We start from the raw sequence: 17,683 nt of genomic DNA, 5'->3' as shown, positions 1-17,683 counted from the left end.
GAGAAGATAGCTGCAGGATGCGGCATCGGCGGGCGCAACGAGCGTGAGCGGCAGAACCGGCAGGCCGCGTTCGCGCGTGCAGCGGCTGCGGCGTTGGCTGTTGGGCCTGGCGATCGTCTTCACGGTGCTGCTGGTATCGCTGATCGGCTACGCGCGATATCGTGCATTACGGGCGCGGCTGAACTTGCCTAAGCAGCTCGGCATCGACATCAAGTCGGAAGCGAACGGGTTTACGATCTCGCGAAGCGGCAAAGACGGGCGTCCGCTCTTTACGATCCACGGTTCGAAGGCGATTCAGCACCAGAACGGCATTACCACCCTGCGCGACGTGGCGGTGACGCTGTACGGACCGGCGGGATCGAATCGGACCGACAGTATTCGTGGCGGCGAGTTTGAGTACGACCAGAAGAACGGCGTGCTTCGTGCCATGGGTGAGACTCTGCTGGATGTGGGCATCGCAGAGGGCAGCAACGCGCCAGCGAATGCGAAGCGCCTGACGATGCAGGGCAAGGGTCTTGTTTTTCTGCAGAAGCTTGGCCTCGCTTCGACCAAGGAGCAGATTCGCTTCCAGTACGGAGCGTCACAGGGCGAGGCTGTGGGCGCAGATTACGACATGGACACCGGCGTGGTCACACTGCAGCACGACGTTCATCTGCACAGCGCGGAGAACCGTCAGACCCAGCGCATAGATGCCGCGGCAGCGCAGTTGAACCGCAACACGCGCGTGGCGACCCTGCAGGATGCGACCGTGACCCAGGGTGCCGATTCGATGCAGGCACCGCACATGGTCGCGACGCTACGCTCCGCTCCGGATGAGCACGCGGGTACGCTCCAAAAGGTGGACGCGTCGGGCGGCGTGGTGCTGCACACCGCGTCCGGAGAGCGCGTACAGGCACCCGAACTGCACGCCGACGTGACGGACCAGAATCGGCTGGAGCTGGTGACCATGCAGGGCGGGGTTCGCTTGCAGGACGAGCAGAACCAGGGCTCAGCGGAGAAGGCGGTGCTTCGCTTTCGCAACGGTGTGGCGGACCACCTGTCGCTGGCTGGGCACGCGTATCTGCAGCAGAACGAGGCGGCCGACAGAACGCGGACGCTGGAGGGGAACACCATCGACTCGACGCTCCTGAGTACGGCCGGCGCTCACGTGTCGCTGGGCGAGATGCACGCAGTGGGGTCGGGGAGGCTGCTGGTGCGGCAGCCTGGCAAGCATCCGGAAGAGGTCGAGACGACGGAGCTGACGTCGCCCGAGCTGGTCTCGCACGCCGTGCCAGGTGCCCGCGGGTCCCAGGTGCACGATGTGGAGGCAAGCCGAGGCGCCCACCTGGTGCAGGATGACGGAGCGGGTGCGGTGCGGACGACTTCCAGCGATGAACTGACCGCGACGTTCCGTCCGGCAGGTAAGGACGCGGGGAGCGCGGAGCTGGACTCCCTGGTGCAACGTGGGCACGTTGTGCTGCACGAGACGCAACCCGCGAGGGCTGCGCAAAAAGGAGAACCGGCACAAGAGGCCTCGACTACTGATGCCACGGGTGCGCAGGCGGAATACCACGCCTCCACCGACGTGCTGGTACTCACTGGGTCGCCGCGGGTTTCCGGCAACGGTGTGCAGCTTGCGGCGGAACGGGTGACCATCCATCGGGAGACTGGCGATGCCGAGGCAACCGGTTCCGTTCGAGGAAGCGTGGCAGCGACGTTCCCTTCCGGCGGAAACCGGACGACGCGCGAAGGCGGCACCACGCAATTGGTGGGTGAGTCGGTTCGGCTGACCCACAGCACGGGGGTCGTTCTGCTGCAGGGTGGCGGCACGGACGCGCGGCTTTGGAGCAGCAACGGACAGGTGGAAGCGCCCACAATCGAAGCAGATCGGAAGAGCAACACTCTTCATGCGTTTGGGCCCGGCGCGATCAGTGGCGCAGCGCCCGTCCGGACCGTGTTGCTGCCGGCGTCTGCGTCAGCCGCATCCAGGGGTCCCGCCGCGGCTGGCAATGCAAACGCCGCCTCCAAGATCCCGACACGGGTCTTCAGCCGCGACCTGCTTTATCGAGGCGGAGCTGCCGGAAAGCCCGGTACAGCCGAGTTCCGCGGCGGCGTTCGCGTGCTGCAGGGAGAGGACGTGATCACCGCCGAGACCGCGACGGCGATTCTGCAACCCGCAGCGGCCACCGCGGCCACTTCGGCGCCGGGCATGCTTGCCGGAGGTGTGCAGTCCATGACCGCGGAGGACCACGTGCGGGTGCAGCAGGGAGCGCGCGTGGCAACGGGCTCTCACCTGCTGTATACGGCGAGCACACGCGATGCGGTGCTGACGGGCAGCCCGGGAGCGTTGCCAGTGGTGCGGGATCCCATGCAGGGCATCCTGACAGGAACGCAACTGCTGCTGCACATGGGCCAGGGGAGAGGCGATAATCAAGTGGAGGTCAGCGGCGCGCCCAACACGCCCGTGCACACGGAACTGGATGTGCCGGAGAAGGGGAACGGGCCCGGTTCGACCGCGCGCTCACCAGGCGGCAGAAAGTCACGTCCCACACCGTAATGCGCACACTGCAGACCGAAGGTATCGCAAAGACTTATGGTGGCCGGCAGGTAGTGCGCGGCGTTGACCTGTGCATTGAGCAAGGTGAGGTGGTCGGACTATTGGGACCGAACGGCGCCGGAAAGACCACCAGCTTCTACATGATTGTCGGCTTGGTCCGGCCGGACGCCGGGCGCATTCTCGCGGACAAGGAAGACATCTCGCGGCTGCCCATGTACCTGCGCGCCCGCGATCACGGGATCAGTTACCTGCCGCAGGAACCGTCAGTCTTTCGCAAGCTGACGGTGGAAGAAAACATCCTGGCCATCCTGGAGACGCAACCCGGTAATTGGGAGCGGCGCCGCGCGCGCGCCGGCGAGCTGTTGGAGCAGTTGAACCTGACGCACATCCGCGAAACGCGGGGGTATGCGCTGTCCGGTGGCGAACGCCGACGGGTCGAGATTGCCCGCTGCCTGTGCATCCAGCCATCGTTCATCCTGCTGGATGAGCCCTTCAGCGGGATCGATCCCATTGCCGTTCTGGACTTGCAGGAGATCATCTTTTCTCTCAAGAACCAGGGCATTGGTGTCCTGATTACGGATCACAACGTGCGCGAAACGCTGAGTGTGACAGACCGGGCGTACATCATCGCGGAGGGTCGGATCTTTCGCCAGGGGACACCGGGCGAACTGGGTCGAGATCCAGAAGTGAAGCGCATTTACCTGGGCAACAACTTCCAAATGTAAGCGCCAGGACGCAGCGCGGACCGGGCGGCACGGCGTACTGCGCGACTGTCGCCGGCGACCTGAAACGGAACCATTGGGACCGCAAAGCCGTGGGCTCGCCGGCATGCGAACCAACTGACAGCGCAGTACACTCGTCTTCAGTAAGCAACTTCACTGCCAATCTCTCGGTTGCGCTGTAAAAGGATCGGTTCTGCTCCAGCCCAAGCTCCATCTGCGGGTCTCTCAACGCCAGGTTCTCACTCCAGGCCTGGTGCAGATGGTCAATGTTCTGGCCTTGAACAAGCTGGAACTGAAGGACATGATCAACGCAGAGGTGGTGGAGAACCCCCTGCTGGAAGAGATTGACGACACGTCAGTTTCGCTGGATGAGCTGGCCGGCCGTGAGGGCGACCGCGAGCTGTCTGCCGAGCAGAAGACGGCCGAGCAGGAGCGCGCGGAGAAGGACCCCTTCGAAGAGATCGATTTCGGAAGCTACTTCCAGGACTACCTCGATCCCGGGTATCGCACGGGTGGGGGTGTCTCGACAGAGGATGTCGATTCACCCTCCTTTGAGCATTTCCTGACCAAGCCGAGCACGCTGACCGACCACTTGCTGTGGCAGCTGAGCTCGATGTCGTTACGGCCGGAGGTACGATCGGCGGCGGAGTGGATCGTCGGCAACCTGGAAGAGAGCGGGTATCTGACTGCCTCGATGGAGGAGCTGACCGCGGGGTCAGGTGATCTATCGATCTCGACCGAAGCGGCGTGTGAAGCGCTGGGGGTCGTACAGGGGCTGGACCCGATCGGCGTAGGCGCGCGCAGCCTGGCCGAGTGCCTGCAACTGCAACTCGCGATGCACTTGCGCGATCTGCAGGCGCTGGTGGAAGAAGAGGGCGGTGACGAGTCAACCGACGCGCGAGATCTGCATCTCCGGCTGGCCATGCGGATTGTGCAGGAGTTCCTGCCTCTGCTGCAGAAGCGGGACATACGTGAATTGAGCCGCCTGCTGGGAGCCACGCCCGAGCAAGCGCAGGCAGCCATTGCGGTGATACGAACGCTGGACCCGCGCCCAGGACAGCGGTTTGAACACCATGAAACGCGGTTGATTGAGCCGGACGTGGCCTTTGCCCGCCGCGGAGACGCCTGGGCCGTGGTGATGAACGAGGAAGACATGCCGGCGTTGCGGCTGAACGCGGGCTATCGCCGCATGCTGCGCCAAGGCACCGCCGACCGCGAAGTGCAGGACTATGTGAAGGAGCGGTACCGGTCTGCCGTGCAATTGCTCCGGAACATCGAACAGCGCAAGAACACCATTGTCCGCACGTGTGAGGCGATTGTGCGAAGGCAAGGCGACTTCCTGGAGCGTGGCGTGGATGCGCTGCGGCCGATGATGATCAAGGAAGTGGCGGAAGAGATCGGCGTGCATCCGTCCACGGTGAGCCGCGCCGTGTCCAACAAATACGTGCATACGCCGCAGGGTGTGTACGAGCTGCGCTTCTTTTTCACCGAAGGCGTGAACGGGCCCGAGGGCGGCGATTTGCCCCTGATGCTGCTGAAAAAGAAAGTAAAGAAGCTGATTGAAGAGGAAGACCCGGCAAAGCCGCTGACGGACGATGCCCTGGTCGCCGAACTGGCGAAGCAAGGCATCCAGGTGACGCGGCGATCCGTGGCGAAGTACCGCGACGACATGCAGATTCCGAGCACCCACCAGCGCCGTCGGCGAACCTAAGGCGGGCGCGCAGCATGCGGCTTGCGAGGCGGAGAGGGTGAGATGGTTCTGTATGTGGCGACGACGAATCCGGGCAAGTTGCGGGATTTTGCGCTTGCGGCGGAGCGACTGGCTGGCACCGGGAGTGCTGGCGAGGTGCGATTCGAGACGATCCCCGGCCTGAGCACGATCCCCGCGCCGGAGGAGGATCAGGACAGCTTTGAGGGCAACGCCCGCCTGAAGGCCGAGTACTACTCCCGGCGTGCGCCCGGATTGCTGGTGCTGGCAGACGATTCAGGCCTGGAGGTGGATGCGCTGGAGGGTCGTCCGGGCGTGCGATCGGCGCGGTTCGCGGCCGACCTGGGCCGTGAGGATGCGGATGGGGACACGGATCGGGCCAACAACGAGGCACTCATGCTGGCCATGCTCGAGCAGACGGATCGCCGCGGTCGGTACCGGTGCGTTCTGGCGCTGGCTCGTGATGGCGAGGTGCTAGCCACGGCAGAAGGTTCGCTGGAGGGCGAAGTCCTGAACGACCCGGAAGGCGACGGCGGATTCGGGTACGATCCTCTGTTTTATGTGCCGGAGATGGGGTGCACGATGGCGCAGGTGGGGCCCGAGGACCGGCTTCGGCTTTCGCACCGCGGGCGAGCGCTACGGAGATTGCTGGCTGAGTACCCTGCCCTGGGCTGAACGCACACCGCACGAACGCTTCGATAAGCGCACTCAAGCAACATCTTCCCGTTGACGATGCTTTTCACGCAATCCGATACTCTAGGTGCCTTTTCGGATGCGCCTATGCGCTTCGAAGTACCTCATTCCGTTTCAGCAAAGGACTTCCATGGGCGCAGTTGCAGGCTTTGCACCACCGGATAACTCCACCCGCAAGCGCGGGGTTCAGCCACTGCGCGCCGGGCAGGGCCACTCGTTCCTGTGGCGCAAGCTGCACTCGCTGACTGGTATCGTGCCCATCGGCGCGTTCCTGGTCGAGCACATCATTTCGAACTTCGAGATCGTGAACGGGCCGCTGGCGTATGCACAGCAAGTCAAGTTCCTGAACGGCCTGCCGCTGGTGCGCGTGCTGGAATGGGTCTTCATTTTCATTCCGCTGCTGTATCACTCGCTCTATGGGGTGTTCATCACGTTCCGCGGCCGCAGCAATGTGAATGTTTACCCCTGGGCCGGTAATTGGGCTTACATCATGCAGCGCGTCACGGGGCTGATCGCGCTGGCGTACATCATCCAGCACGTGTGGCGGCAGCGCTTTGCTGGCGTCAGCCTGCCGGAGCACCCGGGTCTGGCGTACGCGAAAGTACAGTACGAGTTGCTGAACCCATGGATGTTGGCGATTTATGTGATCGCAATGATCGCGACATGCTGGCATTTCGCGTACGGCATCTGGCTGTTCGCGGCAAAATGGGGCATCACGCCGGGCGACCGCGCGCGGAAGAAGTTTGGGTACGTGTGCGCCGGTGTCGGAACCGTGCTGTGCGCCATGGGCCTGGTCTCGATCTTCTGGGTTGCGTATGCCCGGCCGTACTCGCCGGTGGACGTGATGCCAGCACAGCCGAATGGCGTGGTGATGCCGACGGTGCCGTACTCACCCACCGCACAACAGGGTGCGCCCGTGCAGTACGACGGCAACGGTCAGCCGGTGCAGCCTAACCCGGTACCGCAACAGTAGATTTCTCAAACAGAACTCGCGCTCCACGCGCTTGAGGAGAGCCAGAACATGGCCGCAGCAACACCCAGAATTATCGTCGTCGGAGGAGGCCTTGCCGGTCTTTCCGCCGTGATCAAGATCGCCGAAGCCGGCGGCAACGTCGACCTGTTCTCTATCGTTCCGGTGAAGCGCTCGCACTCGGTGTGCGCGCAGGGCGGCATCAACGCTGCCAAGAACCTGAAGGGTGAAGGCGACGACGTCCTGAAGCACTTTGACGACACCGTTTTCGGTGGCGACTTCCTGGCCAATCAAACGCCCGTGAAGAACATGACAGCGATGGGGCCCGCGATCATCGACCTCTTGGACCGCTACGGTGTGCCCTTCAACCGCACGCCTGAAGGTCTGCTGGATTTCCGCCGCTTCGGCGGAACGCTTTACCACCGTACGGCCTTCGCGGGCGCGACCACCGGCCAGCAACTGCTGTACGCGCTGGATGAGCAGGTACGCCGCTATGAATCCGAAGGCAAGGTGAAGAAGTACGAGGGCTGGGAGTTCCTCTCGGCCGTGCTCGATGCGAACGGCGTGTGCCGCGGCATCTGCGCGCTGAACCTGCGTTCGATGGAGGTGGTCACCTTTCCTGCCGACGCGATCATCATCTGCACCGGCGGCAACGGCGCCATCTTTGGTAAGTCGACGAACTCGGTCGTCTGCACCGGCAGCGCGCAGTCGGCGCTGTACCAGCAGGGCGCGTACTACGCAAACGGCGAGTTCATCCAGGTGCACCCGACCGCGATCCCCGGCGAGGACAAGCTGCGCCTGATGAGCGAGTCCGCGCGCGGCGAGGGCGGCCGTGTCTGGGTGCCGAAGAAGAAGGGCGATCCTCGCCCGGCAAAGACCATCCCAGAGGCCGACCGCTGGTACTTCCTGGAAGAGTGGTATCCCAAGTACGGCAACCTGGTGCCGCGCGACATCGCCACGCGCGCGATCCACAAGGTCGTCTTCGAGCACGATCTTGGTATCGACGGTCAGGCGATGGTGTACCTGGATGTCTCGCACATCGATCGCGCCACGCTGGAGCGCAAGATCGAAGGCATTCTCGAGATCTATGAGAAGTTCGTCGGCGACGATCCGCACGAAGTTCCAATGAAGATCTTCCCCGGCGTTCACTACACGATGGGCGGTCTGTGGGTCGACTTCGACCAGATGACGAACATCCCCGGCGTGTTTGCTGCCGGTGAGGCCGACTACTCCATTCACGGTGCGAACCGCCTCGGCGCCAATTCCTTGCTGAGCTGCATCTACGGCGGCTTCACCGCCGGTCCGAACGCAATGCAGTACGCGAAGTCGCTACAGTCTGCACCGGGCGATGGCGGACACGCGGCGGAGAAGGTTCGGCAGATCGAGTACAACAACATCCTGCTGCACAACAGCGGTTCGGAGAACCCGTTCAAGATCTGGCGTGAGCTGGGCGAGACCATGACGCGGCACGCCACGATCATCCGCTACAACAGCGGCCTGCGTGAGGCAGATGCAAAGATTGTCGAGCTGCTGGAGCGCTACCGCAACATCAACCTGAGCGACAAGTCCGCTTGGGCGAACACGAGCTTCGCGTTCACCCGGCAGCTGTACAACATGCTGCAGTTGGCCCGCGTGATGGTGCAGGGTGCGGAGAAGCGCGACGAGAGCCGCGGCGCGCACTACAAGCCGGACTTCACCGAGCGCAACGACGAGCAGTTCCTGAAGACGACGATGGCCAGCTTCGACCAGCAGTCAGCCCAGCCCATCATCGGCTACGAAGAAGTAGACACCCAATGGATCAAGCCGCGGCCGCGGCGGTACGACGCGGCCTAGCGGATTCGGCTCCGAAGGGGATCTGCAATGAACAAGCTGACCATCTTCGGAGTCGTGATCACCGTGATGGTGATCGTTGCGTATGCCGGATTTGTTCTGCTGGGTGCGTGGATCGACGGGCGGCGGCAGGCAGTTCGGGAGCGCGGTGAGCATCCGGTAACCACTTCAGCGGGCAACGTGGAAGCTCGCGAGACGCATGAGAGGAACGATGGCTAAGACAAGCGAACGCGAGCGGGTGGCCGGAGTTCTGGAGCGCTTCGTTCAGAGCAACGGGCAGGACGCGCGCGAGTGGAATGCGTTTCTGGAAGACCGCACGCTGGAGAGCGATCTGCGCCCCGTGCGGGACCGCGCGAAACAGTTGGACCCCATGGTGAATGTGGCGGGCTCAGAGCCGGAGCCCACCGCTATGGACGAGATCAGGCAGATGGTGGCAACGCTGCGAGGAGCAAAGAAGATGGCAGGAACGATCAAGGTCGACATCAAGCGCCAGAGCAATCCTGACGCCGCGCCGGTAACGGAGCGCTTCGAAATCCCATACCGCAAAGGCATGAACATCACCAGCCTCCTGGGCGAGATCGCGATGGAGCCCACCACCGCCGACGGGAAGGCCAGCACGCCAATCAGCTACGACGCGAACTGCCTGGAGGAGATCTGCGGATCATGCGCCATGCTCATCAACGGCAAGGCACGCATGGCGTGCAGCGCGCTGGTCGACAAGCTGATGGCGGAGACGAAGGACGGCGTGATCTCGCTGGCACCGCTGTCGAAGTTTCCCGTGGTGCGCGACCTTGCGGTAGACCGCAGCGTTCTGTTTGAGAACCTGAAAGCCGTGAAGGCGTGGGTGCCCGCGGATGGTTCGTACGACCTGGGCCCCGGCGAGAAGCAGTTCCCGCAGATCCAGGAACAGCGCTACCCGTTGTCGAACTGCATCAGCTGCACTATCTGCATGGAGGTCTGTCCGCAGTTCAACGACCAGACCAACTTCGTAGGCGCGGCGACGATTGCGCAGGTGAAGCTGTTCAACCTGGACCCGGCCGGCAAGCAGTTGAAGGAAGAGCGCCTGCGGGCGCTGGCCGGCGACGGGGGCGTGCAGGAGTGCGGATATGCGCAGAACTGCGTGCAGGCCTGCCCCAAGCAATTGCCCTTGACCGAGGCCATCAGCGACGTGAGCCGCGATGTGATCGTGCAGCAGGTGAAGGACTTCTTCGTTCGCTAGGATTGCTCGCGCGTTCTCTTTACTCGGCTACTGCGGCTTGAACGTAGAATGGCTCGCATCCAAACCCATTGAGCAGGTAACCCCTGCAGGAGAACAGCATGAGCACTTCCGCAACCTCGCCGGCGTCGTCCGTAACTCTCACCGAGGCGCGCGCCATCATCGCCGCCGGCCAGAAGGAAGCGGAGGCGCAAGGGCAGCCAATGAACATCGCCGTGGTAGATCACGGCGGCAATCTGCTTGCATTTGAGCGCATGCCCAACGCGTGGCTCGGCTCCATCGACATCGCGCAAAAAAAGGCCTGGACGTCGCGGGCTTTTGACATTGAAACGGGCGACTTGGGCAAGAACTCGCAGAGTGGCGACCAGTTCTTCGGCATCCACGCGTCGAATAATGGCAAGGTGATGATCTTTGCCGGCGGCGTGCCGCTGAAACGCAACGGCCAGGTGATCGGCGCGGTAGGTGTAAGCGGCGGCAGCGGCAAGCAGGATCAGGCGGTGGCGGAAGCCGCGGCGAAGGCGCTCGAAGCCTAAGTCCCTACGGCATCGCTGAACTGGAAACGCCCCGCACTCGGCGGGGCGTTCCACTTCTCTGAGTCATTTGGGGCGATATTGCCGCAAAGTCCGTTACTTTGTGAAGAGATCGCCGTCGTTGTGGGCCTGACGGTTCATGCCCCGCTTCGCGGAATCCTCGGCAATACGGTCAATATGGGATTGATTTCCGCCCTCCGGAGTTTCGAGCGAGTTCACCCCAGGACGGGCCGGCGTGTCTGCGGTGTTGACCTTGTCCTTCGCGATGCCCTCGCCCTCACCTGCCTGGCCGTTTCCTGTCATGCTGCTGCTCATAGCTTCACCTCGCACGCAGATAGACGCGGTGCGTGAGAGGCAGGTTTGCCGAACTTCGGATTTCGCGCCGCTTGGCGTATGACCGACGTCTTTGCGGGTTACGGGTAGCATGAAAGCTGATGACGGACTGGTTGCGGCTGGCAAACGAAATACATGCTGATTCCCTGCTGATTGATGGACATGCGGATACGCCGCAGCGGTTTGTGGACGAAGGGTTCCAATGGACCTCGCCTGACCTGAAGGGCGGTCAGCTTTCCGCGGCTGCTGCGCGGGAGGGAGGTCTGGACGGTGAGTTCTTCGCGCTTTGGGCGGAGCCGTCACAGTGGGCCGGCCGATTCGTGGAGCGGACCTTTCAGTTGCTGCAAGGCATGGAAGACCAGATCGCAGCCCATTCGGAGGCGCTAACCCTTTGCCGCACAGCATCGGAGGTGAGGCGGGCGAAGGACCAGGGGAAGTTTGCCGCTCTGCTCGGAATTGAGGGCGGCCACTCCATTGCGAACAGCCTCGACCTATTGCGCGAGTTTTTCAACCGGGGTGTGCGCTACATGACGCTGACCTGGTCGAATCACAACGATTGGTGCGACTCGAGCGGCGAACATGTACCCCGGCACAACGGCCTGACGGCGTTTGGCAAAGAAGTGGTTCAGGAGATGAATCGCCTGGGCATGCTGGTGGACGTCTCGCACGTCTCGGACGCTGCGTTCTGGCAAGTTCTGGAGACGAGCCGCGTGCCGGTGATCGCGTCGCACTCATCTTCTCGAGCGCTGACGAACAGCTACCGCAACCTGACGGACGACATGCTGCGGGCCGTGGCAGCAAAGGGCGGCGTGGTGATGGTCAACTTCAACGCGGCGTTTGTCGATGAGACACACCGCCTGCAATGGAACGCACTGCACGACGAGCGCGCGGCCGCGGAGACCCGCCTGTGCGAACTGTGGCGGGAACGTGGCAAGCCGATGCCCTACCGCGAGGAGATTGAACTGGCGCATACGTTCCTGGACCGGGCACCGCGTCCGCCACTGCAGTCGTTGATCGATCATTTCGACCACATTCTGCGTGTTTGCGGAACGGAGCACGTGGGGATCGGGTCGGACTTTGACGGCATTCCGGCAGCGCCGGTGGACATAGATTCGGCAGCGGATCTGCCGCGGATTACGGCGGGACTGCTGGAGCGAGGTTGGCAGCCGGAAGCGCTGCGCGGCATGTTGGGGGAAAACCTGTTGCGCGTGCTGGACCAGGCGCAGGCGTGAGTGTCGCCGCCGAAGCGGGCGTAAACTTGTAAATGGTATGAAGCCGTTTTTTGCCCTGCTTGCCACCGTGATGCTGCCCCTTGCCGCGGCTGCGCAGACGTCCACTCCCGCGGCTTCCGCTCCGGGCGCGGCAGCCCCGCCGCAGCAGACTTCCAAGCCCGCCGACGACCTGCCAGATACGCCGTCGACGACCGAAGGCATTGTGACGCCTCCGGAGCCGAACGGACCGACTGCGGTCATCGACACCAGCATGGGCCGGTTGACCTGCCAGTTCTTCCAGAAGCAGGCACCGCTGACCGTCGCCAACTTCATCGGCCTCGCGAACGGAACGAAGGACTTTACCGATCCGACCACCGGCCAGAAGATGACGCACGTGCGGTTCTATGACAACACGACCTTTCACCGCGTGATTGCAAACTTCATGGTCCAAGGCGGCGATCGCGCCGGCACCGGCCGTGGCGACCCGGGCTACTACATCCCTGACGAGTTTGCGCCCGGACTACGGTTTGACCGCGAAGGTCGTTTAGCGATGGCGAACGCCGGGCCAGGTACGGGTGGGTCGCAGTTCTTCATCACCGAGGCGCCCGTGCCAGAGCTGAATGGCAAGCACACCATCTTCGGCCAGTGTGACGCTCACTCCGTGATGGTGGTCCGCACCATTGCTCGAGTAGAGAAGGACGCAAACGACAAGCCCCTCGAACCGGTCGTGGTGCGAAGCATCACGATCGTGCCGGAAGGGCAACCGTTGCCGCCTGAACCGAAGTTCCCCGGGTCTGAGAAGATCGGCGTGGCACCGGCTGCGCCTGGCGCAAACTAGCATCGAACCAGAAGCACGTAAGGAGAAGTACCATCATGGCAGAACGCACAACCGGCACCTACGCAGTTTTCAACACCACCGAGGGCACGATCGTTTGCCGCCTGTTTGAGGCAGATGCACCCGAAACCGTGGCGAACTTCATCGGGCTGGCCGAAGGTACCAAGAGTTGGGAGAGCCGTTCGAAGAAGGGCGACAAGCTGTATGACGGTACGGTCTTTCACCGCGTCATTCCAGACTTTATGATCCAGGGCGGCGATCCGGAAGGCACCGGCATGGGCGGCCCCGGCTATAAATTTGCGGACGAGACGCGTGGATCTCGCCACGGCTTCACCGAGCCGGGCAAGCTGGCCATGGCCAACGCCGGACCGAACACGAACGGATCGCAGTTCTTTATCACTGTAGCGCCCACCACTTGGCTGACCGGTCGCCACACGATTTTCGGCGAAGTGGTCGAGGGCTACGATGTGGTCGAGAAGATCAGCAAGGTCGCACGTGACGGCATGGATAGGCCGAAGAAGCAGGTCACACTGGAATCGGTGACGATCGAGCGCGTTCAGTAGATTTTGAGCGAAACAAGAAGAGCCGGCCTCCGGGCCGGCTCTTCTGCATTTGGGATACGAGACTAGTTTTCGGAGTCGAAGGCCGCTAGTGTCTCGCTCACCGCATCCACGATGACCATCTTGCCTGCGGCAGACATGGTCAATGCGGCGAGTGCCGTTCCGGTACACCAGGAGCAGAGCTTGCGGAACTCAACCACCTGACGCACTAAATTAAAGCTGGCAAACGCCGCGTCCGCGGCAAGCTTTCCGCCGAGCAGGGTGCGCGCATTGCGATTGCGTTTGGCCAGAAGCATGAGCGCAAGTGTGGTGCCGAAGCTGGCCAGGCCAAGGAAGCTGTCCGGAACGCCTAGGGGATGCGCCGTCTTCGATTGCGTAATGCCGTCGGAATCGAAAAGACGTACCGGCGGATCAGGCAGATGATCGAGCGCGCCAGCCTGTTTCAACGCCACGGGAACCAGTGTTGCTAGAGTGGCGCAACAGGCGCCGAGCATCACGGCGTCTAGGGTCTTGCAGCCGGTAAGGGTGTCACGGTTCCGGTCGTTCATCGGATCCCTCGCTTCGCCAGAATGGTACCGCCTATGGCAAGCAGGGCCAGACCTGCCGTGAGTACGTTATTTCGATGCAGCAGGAAGCCGATCTCTGCACTGCTGTCCGTTGACCGGTCTGTGAAGGTGCCGCGAGCGCGGTGGGTGCCCGGAACGTACTGGAAGAGATTGTCTGGAGAATCAGCCGGTCGCGGCTTGTCAGGCACCTGCTGCGACTTGTATCCGGTTTTGCCGAGATACCTGTCCAACAGTCCTGGGCTGAAGCGGGTGCCGACGATAGCGGCTGCGGTCGGCATGCCGACCCAGTATTCCCGTTGCGGATGGGCGGCAAGACCGGCCTTGAGGACGACCTGTGCGCACAGTTCGGGGTCGAAGATAGGAGGGACCGGCTGGCCCACGTTGGGTAGACGGCTGCGCACCCAGCCGAACTGGGGCGTGTTCATGGCAGGCATGTGGACAGCGGTAAGGCGCACGTTGCTGCTGTCGTGATGCAGCTCGCAGCGAAGCGAGTCGGTAAAGCCATTGATGGCGTGCTTGGCTGCGCAGTATGCCGATTGCAGCGGAATGGAGCGGTACGACAGCGCGGAACCAACCTGTACGATGGTGCCGCGATCGCGGGGCAACATGCGGCGCAGCGCGCTCATTGTGCCGTACACGTAGCCCAGGTACGTCACTTCAGTGACCCGCTTGTATTCGTCCGCGTGCATTTCCTTGACCGGCGAAAAGACGCTGGCCATGGCGTTGTTGACCCATACCGAGATAGGCCCGAGTTCCTTCTCGACGCGGGTTGCTGCAGCTTCCACGGCGTCGGCGTCGCTCACATCTAGCGGCAGCACCAACGCTCGTCCGCCGAGCACCTCGCATTCCTGTGCGGCAGCTTGGAGCGCCTCAGGGTTGCGTGCGATCAGGCCGATGCTGGCGCCCTGCTTGGCGTATGCGTGGGCGATGGAGCGGCCCAGGCCTGCCGAAGCGCCAGTCACGACGACTACGAGATTCGATGCCATGTTGCGGGAAACCTCTGCGCAGACGGACGCTCGCTGTGGGTGACAAGATGCTCGGGCGCAGAGCGCCAGCTACCGCAACTGCAACGATCTCGAAGTTTCTTCGAGCACACGCGCGGCAAGCGCCGGGTCGGTGTGCACCGCCTTGCCGTAGGTCGGCACGATCTCGCGCAGGCGATCCGCGCTGGCCGACGTTACGGACAAGCCTTTCCCGATGAGGTCGAGCATGATGGACACCGCGGTGCTGGCTCCAGGAGACGCGCCCAGCAGGGCGGCAAGCGATCCGTCGGCGGAGCGGATGATCTCCGTGCCGAATTCGAGCTTGCCGCCTTTTTTCGGATCACCCTTGATGATCTGGACACGCTGGCCGGCGATTTCGAGCCGCCAATCTTCGGCGCGCGCTGTCGGAACGAACTCGCGCAAGGCGTCCACACGATCGCTCTGGGACTGCATGACCTGCCCGATCAGGTACTTCGTCAGCGGGACGTTGGTTGCGCCGGCGCCAAGCATGCTGACCAGGTTGCCGGTGCCGATGGAACGCGGCAGGTCGGCGAATGAACCGTTCTTGAGGAACTTGGTGGAGAAGCCGGCAAAGGGCCCGAAGAGCAGTTCTCGCTTGCCCTGGATCATTCGCGTATCCAGGTGCGGAACGCTCATTGGTGGCGCGCCGAGCGCGGGCCTGCCGTAGACCTTCGCGGCGTGCTGCTCGATGACATCGCGATTGGTGCAGCGCAGCCATTGACCGCTCACCGGGAAGCCGCCGTAGCCGCGGCCCTCTGGAATGCCGCTCTTTTGCAGCAGCGGCAGAGCGCCGCCGCCCGCACCCAGAAACACAAAGCGAGTTGTGATGCGGGTCTCGCGGCCGGTATCCAGGTTCCTGACGAGGGTGTACCAGCGACGGTCCGGCAGATGAGTGAGATCGACCAGCTTGTGGCGGAAGAAGGTCTCGCCGCCATGACTGGCGATCCGCTGCAGCAGCATGCGGGTGAGGGCGCCGAAATCGAGGTCGGTTCCCTCCTCTGACCTGGTCGCGGCCACCGGCTCTGAGGTAGCGCGGTCCCGCATCATCAGCGGGATCCACTCGCGCAGTTGCGCCGGGTCCTCGCTGTAGACCATGGAAGCAAAGACCGGGCTGCCCTGCATGGCCGCGTAGCGCCGACGAAGGAAGCTGACGGCGTTCGCACCGGAGACAAAGCTCATGTGCGGTGTGCGATGGATGAACTGGTCGGGATCAATCTCACCACGATCGGCCAGGGTGGCCCAGAACTGGCGTGACTGCGTGAACTGCTCGTTGATCTTGATTGCACGGTCGATCGCAATGGAGCCGTCCGGCTGCTCAGGCGTGTAGTTCAGCTCGCACAGTGCAGCGTGCCCGGTACCGGCGTTGTTCCAAGCATCCGAACTCTCGGCCGCTGCCTCGCCCAGGGACTCAACGACGGTGATCCGCAGGCCGGGTGCAAGCATCTGGAGCAGCGTGCCGAGGGTGGCGGACATGACGCCCGCGCCCACCAGGAGTACATCGGTTTCTGCAGGAAGCGTGGTCGCGTTGTTCGCGGATGCTCCCATTTAGGCTGCGGCCTTCATGTTCTGGATGATGCGTGCGGCGAACTCGCTCGTCTTCGCCGTGGTCGCGCCTTCCATGCCCTTCGCAAAGTCGACAGTGACAAACTTCTGCTGAATCGTCTGTTCCATCGCGTCTTCAATCAGCTTGGCAGCCTCGTTCCAGCCGAGGTGCTGGAAGAGCAGAACACCGCACAGAATGACCGAGCCGGGGTTCACGACGTCCTGGTCGGCGAGACGTGGTGCGGTACCATGTGTGGCCTCGAAGACCGCAAAGCCGTCGCCGATGTTGACGCCCGGAGCGATGCCGAGACCGCCCACCTGCGCAGCGGCAGCGTCGGAGAGGTAGTCGCCGTTCAGGTTGGTTGTGGCCAGCACGTCGTACTCAGACGGCTTCAGCAGCAGGTCCTGAAACATTGCATCGCAAATGCGGTCATTTACGAGGATCTTCCGCTTCCATTCGCCATTGCCGTGTGTCTTGCCGATGCTTGCGAGAACAGACTTCACCTCGGCAACGATCTTTTCGCCGAAGCTCGCCGGAGCAAAGCTGATGCCCGGCTCCACGATGGCGGCGATGGACTCGGGCGTTGCGTTCGCGTCCTTCTCCAGTGCGCCCAGGATCCAGCTCTCGCGCTCGGTGACGACCTTGTCGCGGAACTCCTCGGTCGCGACTTCGTAGCCCCACTCGCGGAAGGCGCCTTCCGTGAACTTCTGGATGTTGCCCTTGTGCACGATGGTGACGACCTTGCGACCGCGGTCCACCGCGTACTGCAGGGCCGCGCGCACCAGGCGCTTGGAGCCGTGTACGCTGATCGGCTTGATGCCGAGGCCGGCGTCGTCGCGCAAACGCTTTTTGGTGTTGCCGAGCAGCTCGGTATTGACGAACTCACGCAGTCGGGCGACGTCGGCGGAGCCTTCCTTGAACTCGATGCCGGCATAGATGTCTTCCGTGTTCTCACGGAAGATGACGACGTCGACTTCGTCCGGATTGCTCATGGGGCTGGGTACACCGGGGTAGTGGCGGACCGGGCGCACGCACTGGTACAGATCCATGGTTTGACGGAGCGTCACGTTCAGCGAACGGATGCCGCCACCAACGGGCGTGGTCAGCGGTCCCTTGATGGAGACGCGGTAGTCGATGCAGGCCTGAACCGAGTCCTGGGGCAGCCAGTCATTGTGCAGCCGGTACGCTTTTTCTCCGGCGAGGATCTCGAACCACTCTACGCGGCGGTTGCCACCATAGGCCTGTTCGACCGCGGCATCCATCACAGCACGGGCGTTCTTCCAGATATCGCGGCCGGAACCGTCCCCTTCGATGAACGGAACGATGGGATGATTGGGGACGGTGTAGCTGCCGTTGCTGTACTGGATGGGCTGGCCGGCATCGGGCGGCCGCACGCCGTTATAGGTCTCTTGCATACCTGTAAAAG

17 protein-coding genes are annotated in these 17,683 nt (G+C 62.9%); 12 read left to right on the top strand and 5 right to left on the bottom strand.

Features of this window, described 5'->3' with window-relative positions:
* Positions 1-43: 43 nt before the first annotated feature.
* From OHL12_RS01505 to OHL12_RS01465, 9 genes are all read left to right on the top strand, one after another.
* Positions 44-2,536, top strand: a complete 2,493-nt coding sequence (locus OHL12_RS01505) for an LptA/OstA family protein (protein ID WP_263412073.1) — start codon at positions 44-46, stop codon at positions 2,534-2,536.
* The gene (gene lptB / locus OHL12_RS01500) at positions 2,536-3,261 is read left to right on the top strand and encodes an LPS export ABC transporter ATP-binding protein (RefSeq protein ID WP_263412072.1); all 726 of its coding nucleotides are present in this window, start codon (positions 2,536-2,538) and stop codon (positions 3,259-3,261) included. The genes OHL12_RS01505 and lptB overlap by 1 nt, the downstream gene beginning before the upstream one ends.
* A 190-nt stretch (positions 3,262-3,451) precedes the next feature.
* Positions 3,452-4,969, top strand: coding sequence for an RNA polymerase factor sigma-54 (gene rpoN, locus OHL12_RS01495; RefSeq protein ID WP_263415046.1), 1,518 nt, complete (start codon positions 3,452-3,454; stop codon positions 4,967-4,969).
* A gap of 42 nt (positions 4,970-5,011) precedes the next feature.
* Positions 5,012-5,641 carry a non-canonical purine NTP pyrophosphatase gene (locus OHL12_RS01490; protein WP_263412071.1) on the top strand — a complete coding sequence of 210 codons (630 nt, stop codon included), beginning with the start codon at positions 5,012-5,014 and terminating at the stop codon, positions 5,639-5,641.
* Positions 5,642-5,789: 148 nt separating this feature from the next.
* Entirely contained in the window at positions 5,790-6,632 is an 843-nt protein-coding gene (locus OHL12_RS01485; protein WP_263412070.1) for a succinate dehydrogenase cytochrome b558 subunit, read from the top strand.
* Positions 6,633-6,680: 48 nt separating this feature from the next.
* Positions 6,681-8,462 carry a succinate dehydrogenase flavoprotein subunit gene (gene sdhA, locus OHL12_RS01480; RefSeq protein WP_263412069.1) on the top strand — a complete coding sequence of 594 codons (1,782 nt, stop codon included), beginning with the start codon at positions 6,681-6,683 and terminating at the stop codon, positions 8,460-8,462.
* A 27-nt stretch (positions 8,463-8,489) separates the two neighbouring features.
* The gene (locus OHL12_RS01475; RefSeq protein ID WP_263412068.1) at positions 8,490-8,678 is read left to right on the top strand and encodes a hypothetical protein; all 189 of its coding nucleotides are present in this window, start codon (positions 8,490-8,492) and stop codon (positions 8,676-8,678) included.
* Positions 8,679-8,916: 238 nt separating this feature from the next.
* Positions 8,917-9,678, top strand: coding sequence for a succinate dehydrogenase iron-sulfur subunit (sdhB, locus tag OHL12_RS01470; RefSeq protein WP_399262153.1), 762 nt, complete (start codon positions 8,917-8,919; stop codon positions 9,676-9,678).
* A gap of 98 nt (positions 9,679-9,776) precedes the next feature.
* Positions 9,777-10,208 carry a GlcG/HbpS family heme-binding protein gene (locus tag OHL12_RS01465; protein WP_263412066.1) on the top strand — a complete coding sequence of 144 codons (432 nt, stop codon included), beginning with the start codon at positions 9,777-9,779 and terminating at the stop codon, positions 10,206-10,208.
* Positions 10,209-10,301: 93 nt separating this feature from the next.
* Here OHL12_RS01465 and OHL12_RS01460 read toward each other — a convergent pair whose 3' ends face one another.
* The gene (locus OHL12_RS01460) at positions 10,302-10,520 is read right to left on the bottom strand and encodes a hypothetical protein (RefSeq protein ID WP_263412065.1); all 219 of its coding nucleotides are present in this window, start codon (positions 10,518-10,520) and stop codon (positions 10,302-10,304) included.
* Positions 10,521-10,639: 119 nt separating this feature from the next.
* Here OHL12_RS01460 and OHL12_RS01455 point away from each other — a divergent pair, with 119 nt between their 5' ends.
* The 3 genes from OHL12_RS01455 to OHL12_RS01445 are packed head-to-tail and all read left to right on the top strand — an operon-like array spanning position 10,640 to position 13,147.
* Positions 10,640-11,770, top strand: coding sequence for a dipeptidase (locus OHL12_RS01455; RefSeq protein WP_263412064.1), 1,131 nt, complete (start codon positions 10,640-10,642; stop codon positions 11,768-11,770).
* Between the two features lie 37 nt (positions 11,771-11,807).
* Positions 11,808-12,587, top strand: a complete 780-nt coding sequence (locus OHL12_RS01450; RefSeq protein ID WP_263412063.1) for a peptidylprolyl isomerase — start codon at positions 11,808-11,810, stop codon at positions 12,585-12,587.
* Positions 12,588-12,622: 35 nt separating this feature from the next.
* Positions 12,623-13,147 (top strand): peptidylprolyl isomerase, encoded by a 525-nt coding sequence (locus OHL12_RS01445; protein WP_263412062.1) that lies wholly within the window; start codon positions 12,623-12,625, stop codon positions 13,145-13,147.
* Between the two features lie 62 nt (positions 13,148-13,209).
* On the opposite strand, the gene OHL12_RS01440 is transcribed toward OHL12_RS01445, so the two are convergent.
* From OHL12_RS01440 to icd, 4 genes are all read right to left on the bottom strand, one after another.
* A complete protein-coding gene (locus OHL12_RS01440; RefSeq protein WP_263412061.1) occupies positions 13,210-13,692 on the bottom strand; it encodes a vitamin K epoxide reductase family protein in 483 nt (160 codons plus the stop codon).
* Positions 13,689-14,696: an SDR family oxidoreductase gene (locus tag OHL12_RS01435; RefSeq protein ID WP_263412060.1), complete on the bottom strand. Its 1,008-nt coding sequence runs from the start codon at positions 14,694-14,696 to the stop codon at positions 13,689-13,691. The genes OHL12_RS01440 and OHL12_RS01435 overlap by 4 nt, the downstream gene beginning before the upstream one ends.
* 69 nt (positions 14,697-14,765) lie before the next feature.
* The gene (mqo, locus tag OHL12_RS01430; protein WP_263412059.1) at positions 14,766-16,259 is read right to left on the bottom strand and encodes a malate dehydrogenase (quinone); all 1,494 of its coding nucleotides are present in this window, start codon (positions 16,257-16,259) and stop codon (positions 14,766-14,768) included.
* Positions 16,260-17,672, bottom strand: coding sequence for an isocitrate dehydrogenase (NADP(+)) (gene icd / locus OHL12_RS01425; protein ID WP_263412058.1), 1,413 nt, complete (start codon positions 17,670-17,672; stop codon positions 16,260-16,262).
* Between the last annotated feature and the right edge of the window lie 11 nt (positions 17,673-17,683).

This window comes from Terriglobus aquaticus, from assembly GCF_025685415.1.
GTDB classification, from domain to species: domain Bacteria; phylum Acidobacteriota; class Terriglobia; order Terriglobales; family Acidobacteriaceae; genus Terriglobus; species Terriglobus aquaticus.
The sequence above is the reverse complement of the archived record's forward strand: the minus strand, read 5'-3'. Positions and strand labels throughout refer to the sequence as shown.

What these genes read in the sequence shown, in the direction of transcription:
- lptB (WP_263412072.1), top strand. Translation starts at nt 2,536, where the DNA reads ATGCGCACACTGCAGACCGAAGGTATCGCAAAGACTTATGGTGGCCGG.
- OHL12_RS01490 (WP_263412071.1), top strand. Translation starts at nt 5,012, where the DNA reads ATGGTTCTGTATGTGGCGACGACGAATCCGGGCAAGTTGCGGGATTTT.
- OHL12_RS01485 (WP_263412070.1), top strand. Translation starts at nt 5,790, where the DNA reads ATGGGCGCAGTTGCAGGCTTTGCACCACCGGATAACTCCACCCGCAAG.
- sdhA (WP_263412069.1), top strand. Translation starts at nt 6,681, where the DNA reads ATGGCCGCAGCAACACCCAGAATTATCGTCGTCGGAGGAGGCCTTGCC.
- OHL12_RS01475 (WP_263412068.1), top strand. Translation starts at nt 8,490, where the DNA reads ATGAACAAGCTGACCATCTTCGGAGTCGTGATCACCGTGATGGTGATC.
- sdhB (WP_399262153.1), top strand. Translation starts at nt 8,917, where the DNA reads ATGGCAGGAACGATCAAGGTCGACATCAAGCGCCAGAGCAATCCTGAC.
- OHL12_RS01465 (WP_263412066.1), top strand. Translation starts at nt 9,777, where the DNA reads ATGAGCACTTCCGCAACCTCGCCGGCGTCGTCCGTAACTCTCACCGAG.
- OHL12_RS01460 (WP_263412065.1), bottom strand. Translation starts at nt 10,520, where the DNA reads ATGAGCAGCAGCATGACAGGAAACGGCCAGGCAGGTGAGGGCGAGGGC.
- OHL12_RS01455 (WP_263412064.1), top strand. Translation starts at nt 10,640, where the DNA reads ATGACGGACTGGTTGCGGCTGGCAAACGAAATACATGCTGATTCCCTG.
- OHL12_RS01450 (WP_263412063.1), top strand. Translation starts at nt 11,808, where the DNA reads ATGAAGCCGTTTTTTGCCCTGCTTGCCACCGTGATGCTGCCCCTTGCC.
- OHL12_RS01445 (WP_263412062.1), top strand. Translation starts at nt 12,623, where the DNA reads ATGGCAGAACGCACAACCGGCACCTACGCAGTTTTCAACACCACCGAG.
- OHL12_RS01440 (WP_263412061.1), bottom strand. Translation starts at nt 13,692, where the DNA reads ATGAACGACCGGAACCGTGACACCCTTACCGGCTGCAAGACCCTAGAC.
- OHL12_RS01435 (WP_263412060.1), bottom strand. Translation starts at nt 14,696, where the DNA reads ATGGCATCGAATCTCGTAGTCGTCGTGACTGGCGCTTCGGCAGGCCTG.
- mqo (WP_263412059.1), bottom strand. Translation starts at nt 16,259, where the DNA reads ATGGGAGCATCCGCGAACAACGCGACCACGCTTCCTGCAGAAACCGAT.
- icd (WP_263412058.1), bottom strand. Translation starts at nt 17,672, where the DNA reads ATGCAAGAGACCTATAACGGCGTGCGGCCGCCCGATGCCGGCCAGCCC.